Origin of the sequence: Lentzea sp. NPDC006480 (genome assembly GCF_040611995.1) — a bacterium.
Taxonomy (GTDB): Bacteria; Actinomycetota; Actinomycetes; order Mycobacteriales; family Pseudonocardiaceae; genus Lentzea.
Window position 1 is genome coordinate 1 of sequence record NZ_JBEXPJ010000032.1, and the last position, 15,326, is coordinate 15,326.

Here is a 15,326-nt window from a genome sequence, read left to right on the forward strand (position 1 = left end):
GCTTCGTCGTCGGGCTGCCGCGGGACTTCTTCGCCGCGGTGCGTGCGGACGCCGCTGAGCGTTCGGTGAAGTTCAGCCCGCAGACCAGGGACATGAATCCCGTCTACACCGGCAAGGACGTCTCGTACATCGACACCAAACAGGCGCAGCGTGCCGCTGAGGTGGCGGTGCTCGACGGTGAGCGGATGGCGGCGCTGTCGACGTTGCTCGGCGCGGGACATCCGGCGTTCGCGCTGGACAAGGCGTGGCGGCAGCTGGTGTACGGCGCGCACCACGACGCGATCACCGGTACCGAGTCGGACCAGGTGTACCTGGATCTGCTGACCGGGTGGCGGGAAGCCGACGAGCTCGGCCGTGCGGTGCTCGGCGACGCGATCTCGCACTTGGCCTCCTGTGCCGACACCTCCGGCGAGGGTGAGGCGGTGATCGTCGTCAACTCGCTGGCCTTCGCCCGCGATGCCGTGGCGACCGTGGAACTTCGTCTGCCCGGGTTCAAAGGCGCGCGCGTGTTCGACGCCGATGGCGCAGAGGTCGCCGCGGTGACCGAGGCGGTGATCAGGCATCCGGACGACACTCTCGAACTGACGCTGACGTTCGTGGCTCAGCAGGTTCCCGCTTGTGGTTACCGGGTGTACCGGGTGGTCGACGACGCCAGGATGCCGCCGTACTGGATGCCTCAGCCCGGGGTGACGATCGAGTCCTCGTCGTTCATCGTCGAGGCCGATCCGGAGCGCGGTGGTGCGTTGTCCCGCGTGTACGACGTGGCGGCCGATCGTGAGCTGCTGCGGCCCGGCGGTCTCGCGGCGGAGCTGCTCGTGCAAGAGGAACATCCCGGGCATCCGGTGTGGGGTGAGGGGCCGTGGCACCTGCTGCCCAAGGGCCCCGGGACGACCGCCGGACCGGCCGTCGTGCGTTCCGAGACGAGTCCGGTCGGCGAGCGGCTGATCAGCTCCTGCCAGCTCGGGGAGCTGCGGATCAGGCAGCAGGTCACGTTGTGGCACGGGGTGCCGCGCGTCGACGTCCGGTCCTTCGTGGACGGTTCGATCGGCCAGGACCGGTTGCTGCGCAGCCGGTTCGCCTTCGACCTGCCCGGCGCACTGCCCGTGGCCGAGGTCGGGTTCGCCGCGGTGGGCCGCTCGTTCGGCTTCCCGGACGTCGACGCGGCCACGCATCTTTGGACGCTGGACAGCCCCGCGCACACCTGGGCCGGGCTGTCCGCACCCGTGCGGCTCAGGCTGCCCGACGGCGTTGTCCACGCCATCGGGGTCGCGGAGGTGATCGCCGACGACGCCCGCGAGCTCATGGCCGCGTTGGTGGCCAAGGGTGTCACGGCCACCTGCACCAGCGCCGCGGGGCCGCGCTACGGCTCGCTCGACGTGGACTCCAACCTGCCCGACGTGCGCATCGTCGTCGGCCACAACGACTTCACGGCGGCGGTGCTCGACAGCGCGCCCGAGTACCGCGCCGCGCTCGACACCACCGGACGAGTGCTCGTGCCCGCCTCCTGTTCGCGAGCGCGGCGCTGGGTGCCGGACGCCGACCTGCGCGGGCCGCGTGACCTGCCGGTGCTGATCGTGACCGACGTGCTCGCCCTGATCGACGACCTCGCGGACGCGTGCGTCGAGGTGTCCGGCGGCACCACCGATCCTGCCGTGGACTTCTCCGCGGCCGTCGTCAACCGCGGCACCCCGGGTTTCGTCGTGGCACCGGACGGCACGCTGCACGTGTCGCTGATGCGTTCGTGCAGTGGCTGGCCTGCGGAGGTGTGGGTCGACGGCGACCGGCGCACGGTGCCGGACGGGTCCAGCTTCGCCTACCAGCACTGGTCCCACACGTTCGACCTCAGCGTGGTCGCCGGAGCGGGTGACTGGCGCCGGGCCGGGTTCGCCCGCGCCGGCCAGGACGTCAACCATCCGCTGCACGCCCGCCAGGTGCCGTCGAGTCCTGGCGACCTGCCTGCCTCGTTGAGCCTGCTGGCCGTGTCCCCGCCCAGCGTGCTGCTGACCGCGGCCAAGATCCGCGGCAACCCTCTCGCGTCCTGCACCGACGACCACGGCTCAGACCTCTCGGTGCGGCTGTACGAGTCGACCGGAACGCCGGTGACCGCCTCGGTGTCGCTGCACGGCGGAATCGAAGCGGTACAACGCGTGGATCTCCTGGAGGAACGCGATGTCGAAACGCTTCCGGTCCGCTCCGGGCAGGCCGAGGTCCCACTCGGCGCGGCGGACGTCGTGACACTGCGGCTGGCGCCTTCGGCACCGCTTCCCGTCGCGCCGGCCGAAACGCTGGAACCCGTCCAGCCGGTCTACACCCGCTACTGGCGGCACAACTCCGGCCCCGCGCCGATCGGCAACCTGCCGGTCTCCGTGCACGTCACGCCGTCGTTCACCCGACTCGCGCCTGGCACCACAGCCCAGGCGCGGATCACCGTGAGCTGCAGCGGTACACCCGCCAAGGGGCGCTTGGAGTTCAGCGACGGTCAGTCGTGGGACTACGACCTCGCTGCCGGTGAGTTCGCCGAGTTCACCGCCAAGCTCAGGGCCCGCCCGGGGCGCCACCTGCACGCCGCCCGCATCCGCGACCACCTAGGCCAGGTGCTGGAGGACAGCGTCGAGGTGGTGTCGGGCCCCACCACCGACCGGGAACTGGTCGACGTCCTGCTCAGGGCAGGCGCCCTCCTGCTCGCACCGGGAGAACACTCCCTGCTGCCGGTGACCCTGCACAACCGGATCCAGAGCGAGGTGCGCGGGGAGATCACCGTGATCAGCCCGTTCGGCACCTGGGGCGACGACGTCACCATCGGCCCGCGCACTCAGCCGTTCGTGATCCCACCGGCGGGCAAGATCACCGTGCCGGTGACCGCCACCGCGGCACCCACCGCTCGCCGTGGCGCGCACTGGTGGGCGCTGGTGCGGGTGGCCTCGCACGGCAGGCTGCACTACTCCCCCGCGATTCCCGTCAGCATCCGGTAGTCGGCGCGGCGGATGACGGCGGGATGCGCATCCACCGGCTGACCGCGGAGGACCACGACCTGCTCGACGCCGCGGTGCGGAAGTTCCGCGGCGTCGAGGTGCGGGACCACACGCCGTTCCTGGCGGACCTGGCGACCATCGCGTTGCTGGCAGGTGTACGAGATCGGCGTCGACCACGCAGCGCGGCGACGCGGCATCGGGCGCGCGCTGCTGACGGCCTTCCGCGACCAGGCCGTCAGCGAGGGGCACCGGAAGATGTGGCTGTTCACCGACGAGGACAACCACGCCGCGAAGGCGCTGTACGAAGCAGCCGGCGGGCAGCCATCACCTCACGACGACGACGGCTACCGGTGGCGGCTGGATGATCACTGGAGAGCTTCGCGGTAGATGAAGCCGGAGAAGTCGGCCCACGAGTCGCTCGGCACACCGTTGCTCGTCGCATACAGTCCGATGTGGACTCCGGTGAACCCACCGGCTACCGGCGTGCTGAGGAACAGGCCGTCGAACGGCGCGCCCAGTGGTCGTCCGTCGACCAACGCCTGGTGCTCCTGCCCGTGCGCCTCCACACCGAGCCTCACCGCCCCCTCGCCGACCTCGGTCTTGGCGAGCGCCTCGTCGTGCCCGCCGACCCGGCGCACCAGCGTGACCTCGCGACCGGCGCCCAGCATCAGCCGCACGTGATGGTCGTTGTTCTGCAGCAGCACCAAACCCGCGGCCTCGGATCCGGCGGGCGAGAAATCGAGCGAGCACGACGCGTGGAACGACTGGTGTTGCTGACGTCGCACCACCGCACTCGGGTTGACCAGATCAGTGATCGACTCTGGACGCAGGCGCAGGCGTACGTGACCGGAATCGAGCGACAGGAAGTCGGACTCCGGTGTGCGCACGAACATCCACGCCGGCTCCTCCTCGGGCCACGGGTGCGCAGGCAGGTCCGGCACGGGGTACGAGACCTCGACCCGCCCGGTGCCGGGACTGAACACCGGACCGTCGGCCTCCCACCGCACCGGCACGAGAAAGGTCTCGCGCCCGAGGTTGTAGTAGTAGCCGCCGTACGGCCGCACGGCCAGCAACACCGCGTACCACTGACCGTTCTGCGTGCATATGAGATCCGCATGCCCTACCGCAGCGATCGGATGCGAACGGCCGAGATGCCGATGGGTCAGCACCGGGTTCAGCTGCGACCCGCGATACGGCCCGGTGACCTCGTCCGCGAACGCCACCACCACCGAGTGCTCGAAGTCCGTGCCACCCTCGGCGCACACCAGCACATATCGTCCATCCACTTTGTACAGATGTGGAGCTTCGAGCCACCGGGACTCCGCCATCGCCCCGCGGAACACCACGTGCTCCGAGCCCGTCAGGGAAAGCGTCTCCACGTCGAACTCGCGCAGGTAGACCTCGGTCCGGCCGTCGCGAATCTCCCGCGTCGCCGTCCACCACGCCCGCCCGTCGTCATCGAAGAACAACGACGGATCGAACCCCTCGGCCTCGGCAAGCCACGTCGGCTCGGACCACGGCCCGGCCGGATCAGTGGCCGTCACGACGAAGTTGCCGTTCTCCCGCGTGCCGTGCACCAGCGTGCACACCACGTAGAACACACCGTCGTGGTGCCGGATCGTCGGGGCGTACAGCCCGCCGGAGGCCCGCACCCCCTGCAACGGCAGCTGCGACGGCCGGTCCAGCACGTGGCCGAGCTGCCGCCAGTGCACCAGGTCGCGGCTGTGGTGGACCGGCAGGCCCGGGAAGTACTCGAAGGTGGACGTGACCAGGTAGTAGTCCGGTCCCACCCGGCACACCGACGGATCGGGGTGCGAGCCGGGCAGGACCGGGTTCGAGAACTGTGCCAAGTGGACTCTCCAGCTACGGGTTGAGCCTGGTGTAGGCGGGTTTCGGCCGCAGGTTCGAGTCGAACAGGCAAGCCGCGCCCTCACCGGGGAACGTGCCCGGCACCCACGAGTGGCGGTCGGTGTAGCCCCACGTCGTGAACTCCACGCACCGCGGGACGGCGTGGCAGGCGTCCCAGATCTGCCGGTAGTAGCTCGCCTGCGTCGCGAGCTTCCCCGAGTCCGCGGGCAACGGGATGCGCACGTCCGCCTCGGTGATCGCGATGTCGAGACCGAGAGCGGCGAACCGCTCCATGTTCTGCCGGAAGCTCGTCGGGAACCCGTACTTCGTCGCCAGGTGCGTCTGGATGCCGATGCCGTCGATCGGCACGCCCTGCTGCTTCAACGTGCGCACCAGGTCGTACAAGCCGGTGCTCTTGGCGTTGATGCCTTCGGTGTTGTAGTCGTTGATGTAGAGCTTGGCCGACGGGTCAGCCGCACGAGCCCAGCGGAACGCGTCGGCGACATAACCGTCACCGAGCTTCTGCTGGAAGATCGACTGCCGCCGCGACCCGTCCTCGTTGAACATCTCGTTGACGACGTCCCACGCCCGGATGCGGCCGCGGTACCGGCCCATCTCGGTGTTGATGTGCTGCTGCACCACACCTCGCAGCTCAGCAGAACCGAGGTTGTTGAGCCAGCCGGGGTACTGGCTGTGCCACACCAGCGTGTGCCCGCGCACCGACTTCCCGTTCTGCTGCGCGTAGTTCACGATCGCGTCCGCACCGGACCAGTTGAACTGGCCGCGGTTCGGTTCGACGACCGCCCACTTCATCTCGTTCTCCGGCGTGACGTTGTCGAACTCGCGCGTCAGCACCGACCTGAAGTCGGCTTCGTTCAGGTTCTGGGCAGCCACCGCGCTACCCACATACCTGTTCGTGATGTCCTTCAACGGTCCCGCGGCGTGCGCAGGAGCGGGAACCAGCAACAGCAGGGCAACCGCGACCGTTAATCGACTGATCATCTCTATCCCTTCACCGAACCGGTGAGACCACCGACCATGCGGCGTTCGGCGAGCACGAAGAACGTGAGCGCCGGAATCATCGACAGCGCCGTGAAGGCGAGCACCTTCGCGGTGTCCTGGGTGTGCTCCGACTGGAACATCGCGACGCCCAGCGGAAGCGTGAAGTTGGTGGAGTCGTTGAACACGAGCAACGGCAAGAGGTAGAAGTTCCAGCTGCTGACGAACGCGAGCACGGAGACCGTGATCAGCGCGGGACGCGACAGCGGCAGCAGGATCCGCCAGAAGAACCCGAGCTTGGCCGCGCCGTCGAGCAGCGCGGCGTCCTCCAGCTCGCCCGGGATGGCGTGCATGAACGGCCGCAGGATCACGATCGTGACCGGCAACGAGAACGCCGCCTCGGGAATCGCCACGCCGAGCGGGTTCTCCAGCAGCCCGAGCAGCCGCAGCCACAGGTACAACGGCAGCGCGGCCACGCCCAGCGGGAACAGCAGGCCGAGCGTGAACAGCGTGTAGAACGCCTCCCGGCCGCGGAAGGCGTAGCGGGACAACGCGAACGCCGCCATCGAGCCGAGCGCGACCGCGAGCGTTGTCGCGATCACCGCGATCAGCGCGCTGTTGCCGAGCAGCCGCCAGAACACCGGCGAGGTCAGCACGGCCCGGTAGTTGTCCCACACCCACGGGCCGGGCAGCCCGGCCGGTGCGGAGTTGATCTGCGCCGTGGTCCGGAACCCGCCCAGCAGCACGAACAGCAGCGGCACGACCGTGACGCCCACGACGGCGAACGCGGCGAGGTAGCCGGCGGTGTTGCGACGTGCCATCTCAGCTCACCGCCCTGGTCAGCGCGCCCTCGGTGTCGCGGCGCAACGCGAACCGCTGGTACAGCAACGCGAAGGTGAAGCAGATGATGAACAGGATCACCGCGACCGCGCTGCCGAACCCGAACTCGTAGCGCTTGAACCCGTGGTCGGTCAGGTAGCTCACCATGGTCGCGGACGCGTTGGCAGGTCCGCCGAGCGTCATGATCCAGACCAGGTCGAACAGCTGCAGCGACCCGATCACCGACAGGAAGATCCACACCCGGATCGTCGGCCCCAGCAACGGGATCACGACGTGCCGGGTCGCCTGCCAGCTCGAAGCGCCGTCCAGCGCGGCGGCCTCCCGCAGTTCGGCCGGGATGCCCTGCAACCCGGCCAGCAGCAGGATCACGCCGAACCCGATGTACTTCCAGGTGATCACGACGAACAGCGTGTAGAGCACGATCTTCGGGTCGGCGAGCCACTGCCGCACGAGGAAGCCGAGCCCGGCGCCGCGCAGCACCTCGTCCATGAACCCGCCCGGCTGCAGGATCAGCAACCAGATCACGGCGGTGACGGCCTCCGACAGCACGTACGGCGCGAAGACCACCATCCGCAGGAACGTCCGGCCGCGCAGCCTCCGGTTGAGCAGCAACGCCAGACCGATGCTCAGCGGGAGCTGCACGACGATCGAGAGGACCACGATGATCAGGTTGTGCCCGATGGCGCTCTGGAACACGTCACCGGAGAACGCGTCGACGTAGTTGCCCAGCCCGACGAACTCCGTCAGCGGGCCGAAACCGTTCCACGAGTAGAGGCTGTAGTACGCGGCCACGCCGATCGGGATCAGCACGAACGCCGTGAACAGCACCAGACCGGGACCCAGCAGGACCGCGAGCTCGAGCCGCGTGCGGGTGTGGGACCGCCGCCGGGCGCCCCCAGCCGCGGGCGCGTGCGGGCTGGGGGCGGTCAACGGCCGCGAACTGGTCGCGGTGCTCATCACTTGTTCCCGGCGGCCGCCTGGCTCACCGACTTCACGATCGTGTCCGGCCCGCCCTGCCCGGCGAAGAAGTTCGCGATCGCGTCGTTGAGCGCCTGGCCGACGTTGGTCGGCATGGCGATGTCGAAGTAGAACTGCAGGTGCGGCGCCTTCGACACGTACTCCGAGATCTTCTTGTGGGTCTCGGTCTTCAGTGATGCCACGGCGGCCGGGTGCACGGGCAGGCCGGACCCCGTCGCGGCGAGCTTCTTCTGCACGTCCTCGCTGACCAGATGGCCCAGGAAGTCCGCGCACGCCTTGGCAGCGCGCGTGGTGCAGGAGAAGCCGTCACCACCGCCGAGGACCGAGTTCGGGTCGCCCTGCCCGCCCGGCACCGCCGGGAACGGGAACCAGCCGATCTTCGAGTCCAGGTCCTTGTCCTCGGACAGCGACTGCATCACGTCCGGGTTCCAGTCGCCCTGCAGTTCCATGGCGGCCTTGCCGTTCGCGAGCATGCCGGCTGAACTTCCGGCTCCCTGCTGGGCCGGGGTGCCGACGAAGCCGTCCTGGAACGGCTTGGTGTCCAGGAACGCCTTGAGGTTCTCCCCCGCCTTGGTGAAGCACGGGTCGGCGAAGTCCTTCTTCTCCACCGCGGTCTTCAGCGCGTCAACCGAGCACTGGCGGATCGCGAAGTAGTTGAAGTAGAACGCGTCCGGCCAGCGGTCCTTGCCCCCGACCGCGATCGGCACCAGGTTCGCGGTCTTCAGCTTGGCGACCGCCGCGTTCAGCTCGTCCAACGTGGACGGCGGACTGGTGACGCCGGCCGTGGCGAAGAGGTCCTTGCGGTACCAGAAGCCGACGGCGTGCATCTGGTACGGCACGCCGTACTGCTTGCCGCCGGACTGCCAGCCCTGGGCCGCCTGGCCGAGCGGGCCGATCCAACCGGACGACGCCTGCGTGATGTCGGCGATCTTGCCGGAGCTGAGCTGCGAGACGAGCGAGCCGCCGCCCCACTGCTGGAAGATGTCCGGCGGCGTGCTGCCCTGCAGCGCGAGCGGCACCTTGGTCTGGAACTGCTCGTTCTGCAGCGGTTCGACCGTGAACGAGACGTCCGGGTGCGTCTTGTGGAAGTCGTCGGCGATTCCCTGCCAGATCGACTTCATCGGTTCGGTCGTGCGGTTGTGCCACCAGGTGAGGGTCACCGGGCCGGTGGCAGAGGCATCGCCGCCGGAGCCGCTGCACGCGGCCAGCAGGAGCGTCGCCGCGGCGGCTAAAGCGACGGACAGCTTGTGCGAACAACGCATTGGGTCCACTCCTGACGACGTCGGCCGAGTGTGACGGTCCGCGACGATGCGCGACGGCTAGTGAGAATTCCCCGTCGATCTCGCCGTGTCAATCGTTGTCGATAACGTTTTACACGGCTAGGGTGACCCGGTGCCTCCTCGCTCTCGTGTCACCATCCGTGACGTCGCGGCTCAAGCCGGCGTCTCGGTCGCGACCGTCTCCAAGGTCCTCAACCAGCGCTACGGTGTCGCCGCCGAGACGCTCGCGCGGGTGCAGGCCGTGATCAAGGAGCTGGGGTACGAGGCGAGCCTGGTCGCGCAGAGCCTGCGCAACCACCGCACCAACGTCATCGGGATCCTGGTCGCCGACATCGAACCGTTCAGCACCGAACTGCTCAAAGGCGCGGCGGATGCCATCCGCGGCACCGGTTTCGAGCTGGTCGTGTACTCGGCGGGCGGACGCACCGGTGATCCGCAGGGCTGGGAACAGCGGTACCTCACGCGGCTCAGCGGCACCCTGGTCGACGGCGCCGTGCTGGTCACGCCCGCGGTCGATCTCGAAGGACTGCCGGGCACCCCGGTCGTCGCGGTCGACCCGCACACCGGCCGCTCGCCGCTGCCCACGGTCGACTCCGACAACCTGCACGGCGGGCAGCTCGCGACCGAGCACCTGATCTCGTTGGGGCACAGCCGGATCGCGCTGCTCACCGGCCGCGAGGACCTGAAGTCGGCCCAGCAGCGCGAGACCGGCTACCGGCGCGCGCTGGCCGCCGCCGGCATCGCCGTGCAGGAGAACCTGATCCGCCGCGGTGACTACGACCACGACATCGCCGCCGAGTCGGCCCGCGAACTGCTGGCCGGCCCCGATCGGCCGACGGCCGTGTTCGCAGCCAACGACATCACGGCCATCGCCACCATCGAGGCGGCTCTCGAACTCGGCCTGCGGGTGCCCGACGACGTCTCGGTGGTCGGCTTCGACAACATCCCGGAATCCGCCCTGTGCACCCCGCCGCTGACGACGGTGCAACAGCCGATCCGCGAGATGGGCCGGCGCGCGATCACGTTGCTGGTGCGGCTCATCAACGGCGAGTCGCCGGACGAAACGCACATCACGCTCGGCACCGAGCTGATCGTGCGCCACTCGGCCCGCGCGTTGACCCTCTCCGAAGACAGGCGGTTCTCGTGACGACCGAAGCCACCACGCCGGCCGAGCGCTGGCGCGACCCGCGCGTGCCCGTCGCCGAGCGGGTGCGGGACCTGATGGCACGGATGACCCCGCGCGAGAAGGTCGCCCAGCTGTACGGCGTCTGGGTCGGCATCGACTCCGGCGGCGAGGTCGCCCCGCACCAGCACGACTTCGTGGCACAGCTGGACTTCGACGAGTTGCCGCAGCACGGCATCGGTCAGCTCACCCGCGTCTTCGGCACCCGGCCGATCGCGCCGGAGGTGGGCGCGCACAGCCTCGCCCGCACCCAGCGGCAGATCATCGAGGGCGGCAGGTTCGGGATTCCCGCGGTGGTGCACGAGGAGTGCCTCACCGGGCTGGCCGCGTGGCAGGCGACGGTGTACCCGTCACCGCTGTGCTGGGGAGCGAGCTTCGAGCCGGACCTGGTGCGGCGCATGGCTTTCCACATCGGCCGCTCGATGCGCGCCCTCGGCGTGCACCAGGGTCTCGCCCCGGTCCTCGACGTCACGCGGGACCTGCGCTGGGGCCGGGTCGAGGAGACCATCGGCGAGGACCCGCACCTGGTCGGCACGATCGGCGCCGCGTTCGTCGAGGGCCTGGAGTCGGCGGGGATCGTGGCCACGCTCAAGCACTTCGCCGGTCACTCGGCCTCGCGGGCAGGCCGCAACCTCGCGCCGGTGTCCATCGGCCCGCGCGAGATGGCCGACGTGATCCTGCCGCCGTTCGAGATGGCGCTGCGGGCGGGCGCGCGCTCGGTGATGAACTCCTACTCCGGCGTCGACGGTGTCCCGGTCGCCGCCGATCCCACGATCCTGACCGACCTGCTGCGCGGTGAGTACGGCTTCACCGGAACCGTGGTGGCGGACTACTTCGCGGTGCCGTTCCTGCACATGCTGCACGGCGTCGCCACCGGCCGCGAGGACTCGGCCGGCCAGGCGCTGACCGCGGGCATCGACGTCGAACTGCCCACTGTGGACTGTTACGGCGATCCGCTGCTGGCCGCGGTGGAGTCCGATCAGGTCGACGGCGCGCTGATCGACCGGGCGCTGGAACGCGTGCTGCGGCAGAAGTGCGAACTCGGGCTGCTGGACCCCGGCTACTCCCCCGACCCCGCCGCGAACCTGGACCTCGACGACGAGGAGTCCCGCGCGCTGGCCGGCGAGCTGGCCGAACGCTCGATCGTGTTGCTGCACAACGACGGCGTGCTGCCGATGACCGGCAGGCGCGTCGCCGTCGTCGGCCCGAGGGCCAACGATCCCGGCGCGCTGATGGGCTGCTACTCGTTCCCGTTGCACGTCGGCGTGCACCACCCGGACGTGCCGATGGGCATCGACGTGCCGACCGTGCTGGACTGCTTGCGCGGTGACCACGACGTCACGTTCGCACTCGGGTGCCCGGTCCTCGGCGGTACCGACGACGAGATCGCGGAAGCCGTCGAGACCGCCCGGCACGCGGAGGTCTGCGTCGCGGTGCTCGGCGACCAGGCCGGCCTGTTCGGTGGCGGCACGTCCGGCGAGGGCTGCGACGCCGCGGACCTCACACTGCCCGGCAGGCAAGAGGAACTCCTCGAAGCGCTGCTCGCCACCGGAACCCCGGTCGTACTCGTCCTGTTGTCCGGACGGCCTTATGAGCTCTCCCGGCAGATCGACCGGCTCGCCGCGGTCGTGTGCGGCTTCTACCCCGGTGAGGAAGGCGCGGCCGCGGTCGCCGGAGTCCTCAGTGGACGGATCAATCCGTCCGGCCGGCTGCCGGTCGGCTTCCCCGGTGCCGGCGCGAGCCAGCCGTCGACCTACCTCACCGCCGCGCTCGGCGCCCGCAGCGAGGTCAGCACCGTCGACCCGACGCCGCTGTTCCCGTTCGGCCACGGCCTCTCCTACGCCCCCGCCACCTGGATGCGGGTGACCGGGGAGACGCGGGAATGGCCGACCGACGGCGTCACCCGCGTCGTCACGACCCTGCACAACGGCAGCGGCACCAGCACCAGCGAGGTCGTCCAGATCTACCTGCACGACCCGGTGGCCGAGGTCGCCCGGCCCGTCCGGCAGCTGATCGGCGCGGTGAAGGTCGACCTCGCCCCCGGCCAGACGCGCACCGTCACCGCCGTGCTGCACGCCGATCTGACCGCTTACACCGGCCGGGCCGGTCACCGGCAGGTCGACGCCGGTGAGGTCGAGCTGCACGTGGGCAGGTCGAGCGCGGACATTCACACCACGGTGCGCCTCACGATGACCGGACCTCGTCGCGAGGCCGGCTTCGACCGCGTCCGCACGCCGGAGTTCGAGATCGACTGTTAGCGCTAACATAGCGGGATGCTGGTCGACACAGAGCACTTCGGCAGGGTCGGTGACGCGGACGTGCACCGATACGCGCTGGTCAACCCGGGCGGCATCACCGTGCGGGTGCTGGACCTCGGCGGCGTCGTCCAGTCGGTCGACGCACCGGACCGCGACGGCGCGCTCGCGAACGTCGTGCTCGGTTTCGGCGACCTCGACGGATACGTGGCCAACAACCGCCCGGACGCGGGCCGCGTGTTCTTCGGCGCGCTGATCGGCCGGTACGCCAACCGGATCGGCGGCGCGGCGTTCACCCTCGACGGCGAGCAGTACCGGGTCAAGGCCAACGAGAGCACCAACTGCCTGCACGGCGGTCCCGAAGGCTTCGACACGCACGTCTGGCAGGCGAGCCCGTTCCGCGACGACGACGGCGTCGGTGTGCGGCTCAGCCACGTCAGCCCGGACGGCGACCAGGGCTTCCCGGGGCGGGTCACGACCGCGGTGACGTACCACCTCGACACGCGGAACCGGTTGACCATCGGTTATCGCGCGGAAACCGACGCGCCGACCGTGCTGAACCTGACCAACCACACGTACTGGAACCTGGCCGGCGAGGGCTCGGGCGACATTCACGACCACCTGCTGACGATCCGCGCGGGGTCGTTCTGCGCGGTCGACGACTCGCTGATCCCGGCCGGCCTCCCGGTTCCGGTCGGCGGTACCCCGTTCGACTTCCGCGAGCCGACGCCGATCGGCGCCCGCATCGAAGCGCCGGACGACCAACTGCGGATCGCGCACGGGTACGACCACAACTGGGTGCTCGACGGGGCGGGTTCGCTCGCGTTCGCCGCACGCGCGCACGATCTGGGTTCCGGCCGGATGCTCACCGTGCACACGACCGAGCCCGGTCTGCAGTTCTACTCCGGCAACTTCCTGACCGACGCGCTGGTCGGCACGAGCGGCCGGCCCTACCGGCGCGGCGCGGGTTTCGCGTTGGAGGCACAGCACTTCCCCGACTCGCCGAACCGTCCGGACTTCCCCAGCACGGTGTTGCGTCCCGGCCAGACCTACCACCAGGAGACGGTGTACGAGCTGACCGTCCAGTGAGAATGGTCGAATTCGAGTCGAAGGAAGTTATCGGCAAGAAGTCCACCGCACCGCCGGATTGAGTGCACCACAACGCTTCCACCACGCTGACTGGATGAGATCAGCAGTGTCCGTCCTGGCGTTGCTCCTCATGAGCACGCTCGTCTCCCCCACCGCACACGCTGCCACGACGATCACCGTCGACGGCTCCGGAGAGCACCAGACGATCGACGGGTTCGGGTTCTCCGAGGCGTTCGGCCGCGGTGAGATCATGCACGGCTCACAAGGCCTGTCCGCGCCGAAACAACGTGAGATCCTCGACCTGCTGCTCTCGCGCAACACCGGCGCGGGCATGTCGATCCTGCGACTGGGCATCGGGTCGACCTCGGCCAACTCCATCCAGCCGACGAACCCGGGCGGCCCCGATGCGACCCCGCGGTACGTGTGGGACCGCGACGACGAGAGCCAGGTGTGGCTCGCCCAGCAGGCCAAGGCGTACGGGGTGGACCGCTTCTACGCCGACGCCTGGAGCGCGCCCGGTTACATGAAGACCAACGGCGACGAGGCCAACGGCGGCAGTCTGTGCGGGCTGGCCGGCGCGTCGTGCGCGAGCGGTGACTGGCGCCGCGCCTACGCGAACTACCTGGTGCAGTACACCAAGTTCTACGCGCAGGAAGGCATCAGGATCACCGACCTCGGGTTCACCAACGAACCCGACTACACCAGCGACTACTCGTCGATGCGCTTCACCCCGGCCCAGGCGGCGGAGTTCGTGAAGGTGCTCGGGCCGATCGCCGCCGGTCTCAAGGTCACGTGCTGCGACTCGTTCGGCTGGAACCAGCAAAGCGCCTACACCAAGGCGATCGAGGCCGACCCGGCCGCGCGTGGGATCGTCGCCACGCACACCGGCCACACCTACGCGTCCCAGATCACCGGTCCGCTGCCGACGACCCGGCGCAGCTGGATGTCCGAGTGGTCGCCGAACGGCACGACGTGGAACGAGAACTGGGACGACGGCAGCGGTTACGACGGTCTCACCATCGCCAAGGCCGTGCACACCGCGCTCACCACCGGCAACGTCAACGGCTACGTCTACTGGTACGGCGCTTCGACCGGCGCCACCCGCGGGCTCATCCAGCTGAACGGCGACGGCTACCGCGTGTCGAAACGGTTGTGGGCGCTGGCGAACTACAGCCGCTTCATCCGTCCCAACGCGACTCGGATCGACGCGACCTCGTCCGGCGATCTGCTGATGTCCGCCTTCCGCAACACCGACGGCACTCTCGCCGTGGTGGCCCTGAACACCGGCACGACCGCCAACTCGGTGTCCTACAAGCTGAAGAACGTCATCGCCGGCACCGCGACCCCGTACCTGACGAACACGACCGGCAACACCACGGCTCAGTCCTCCGTCCGCGTCACCGGCGGCACGTTCACCGCGACCGTCCCGGCCCGTTCGCTGATCACCTACCGGATCACGCCATAACCGCCCTGCGCACTCGAACCGCTAGTACATCCCGGCAGAACGCCTTCCCGCGACAAACCAGAGAACGCTTCCCAAGAACGGCAAAGCGAACACCACGAGCAGCCAGAGGATCTTGGCACCGCATCCGATCGGCGCACCCAGCACGCTGATCAACGCGGCGATCCAGAAGATCAGCAGAGCGACGGCCCCGAGCAGCACGAGCACGAGGCCGCCGCCCTCCAGCAACCTGGTCTGCTGATCGGACAAAGCCTGCACCACCTGATGTGACATGGCGCAAAGGTTAGGTCCGTTCGGACGCGCAAGGCATCGGCCTGCAGGACGATCGCCAGTCCTACCCGGAGCGGACAACCGATCGACGAACGTCCATTTTGCACTGTGCGGTGTTGCGCCGTTCAGTCCTGGTGGCGGGTGTTTTTC

At 69.2% G+C, this 15,326-nt stretch carries 12 protein-coding genes and 1 pseudogene; 6 read left to right on the forward strand and 7 right to left on the reverse strand.

Features of this window, described 5'->3' with window-relative positions; translation table 11 throughout:
* A partial coding sequence (locus ABZX92_RS15430; RefSeq protein ID WP_355558843.1) for a glycosyl hydrolase-related protein occupies positions 1-2,972 on the forward strand: 2,972 nt, incomplete at its 5' end.
* Here the strand turns inward: ABZX92_RS15430 and ABZX92_RS15435 are convergent.
* Complete coding sequence (locus ABZX92_RS15435) at positions 2,939-3,082, reverse strand: hypothetical protein (RefSeq protein WP_355558846.1); 144 nt, start codon at positions 3,080-3,082, stop codon at positions 2,939-2,941. The genes ABZX92_RS15430 and ABZX92_RS15435 overlap by 34 nt on opposite strands.
* 31 nt (positions 3,083-3,113) lie before the next feature.
* Here ABZX92_RS15435 and ABZX92_RS15440 point away from each other — a divergent pair.
* Positions 3,114-3,359 (forward strand): annotated as a pseudogene (locus ABZX92_RS15440) (GNAT family N-acetyltransferase); the annotation flags it as partial.
* On the opposite strand, the gene ABZX92_RS15445 reads toward ABZX92_RS15440, so the two are convergent.
* Genes ABZX92_RS15445 through ABZX92_RS15465 form a run of 5 tightly spaced genes read right to left on the reverse strand, consistent with a single transcriptional unit; the run spans position 3,338 to position 8,899 of the window.
* The gene (locus ABZX92_RS15445) at positions 3,338-4,822 is read right to left on the reverse strand and encodes a glycoside hydrolase family 43 protein (protein ID WP_355558849.1); all 1,485 of its coding nucleotides are present in this window, start codon (positions 4,820-4,822) and stop codon (positions 3,338-3,340) included. The pseudogene ABZX92_RS15440 and the gene ABZX92_RS15445 sit on opposite strands and share 22 nt — an antisense overlap.
* Before the next feature lie 13 nt (positions 4,823-4,835).
* Positions 4,836-5,822 carry an endo-1,4-beta-xylanase gene (locus tag ABZX92_RS15450; protein WP_355558852.1) on the reverse strand — a complete coding sequence of 329 codons (987 nt, stop codon included), beginning with the start codon at positions 5,820-5,822 and terminating at the stop codon, positions 4,836-4,838.
* A gap of 2 nt (positions 5,823-5,824) precedes the next feature.
* Positions 5,825-6,640 (reverse strand): carbohydrate ABC transporter permease, encoded by an 816-nt coding sequence (locus tag ABZX92_RS15455; protein ID WP_355558855.1) that lies wholly within the window; start codon positions 6,638-6,640, stop codon positions 5,825-5,827.
* 1 nt (position 6,641) lies between these two features.
* Positions 6,642-7,616: a sugar ABC transporter permease gene (locus ABZX92_RS15460; RefSeq protein WP_355558857.1), complete on the reverse strand. Its 975-nt coding sequence runs from the start codon at positions 7,614-7,616 to the stop codon at positions 6,642-6,644.
* The gene (locus tag ABZX92_RS15465) at positions 7,616-8,899 is read right to left on the reverse strand and encodes an extracellular solute-binding protein (protein ID WP_355558859.1); all 1,284 of its coding nucleotides are present in this window, start codon (positions 8,897-8,899) and stop codon (positions 7,616-7,618) included. Before ABZX92_RS15465 ends, ABZX92_RS15460 begins: the two co-directional genes overlap by 1 nt.
* 130 nt (positions 8,900-9,029) lie before the next feature.
* Here ABZX92_RS15465 and ABZX92_RS15470 point away from each other — a divergent pair, with 130 nt between their 5' ends.
* The 4 genes from ABZX92_RS15470 (at position 9,030) to ABZX92_RS15485 (ending at position 14,909) form a co-directional block, all read left to right on the forward strand.
* A complete protein-coding gene (locus ABZX92_RS15470; protein WP_355558862.1) occupies positions 9,030-10,064 on the forward strand; it encodes a LacI family DNA-binding transcriptional regulator in 1,035 nt (344 codons plus the stop codon).
* On the forward strand, positions 10,061-12,358 hold the full coding sequence (locus ABZX92_RS15475; protein ID WP_355558864.1) for a glycoside hydrolase family 3 N-terminal domain-containing protein: 2,298 nt from the start codon (positions 10,061-10,063) through the stop codon (positions 12,356-12,358). The genes ABZX92_RS15470 and ABZX92_RS15475 overlap by 4 nt, the downstream gene beginning before the upstream one ends.
* A 15-nt stretch (positions 12,359-12,373) precedes the next feature.
* On the forward strand, positions 12,374-13,444 hold the full coding sequence (locus ABZX92_RS15480; protein WP_355558867.1) for an aldose epimerase family protein: 1,071 nt from the start codon (positions 12,374-12,376) through the stop codon (positions 13,442-13,444).
* A gap of 94 nt (positions 13,445-13,538) precedes the next feature.
* Positions 13,539-14,909, forward strand: a complete 1,371-nt coding sequence (locus ABZX92_RS15485) for a glycoside hydrolase (protein WP_355558870.1) — start codon at positions 13,539-13,541, stop codon at positions 14,907-14,909.
* Positions 14,910-14,930: 21 nt separating this feature from the next.
* Here the strand turns inward: ABZX92_RS15485 and ABZX92_RS15490 are convergent, their stop codons facing one another.
* A complete protein-coding gene (locus ABZX92_RS15490) occupies positions 14,931-15,179 on the reverse strand; it encodes a PLD nuclease N-terminal domain-containing protein (protein WP_355558873.1) in 249 nt (82 codons plus the stop codon).
* Positions 15,180-15,326: the final 147 nt, after the last annotated feature.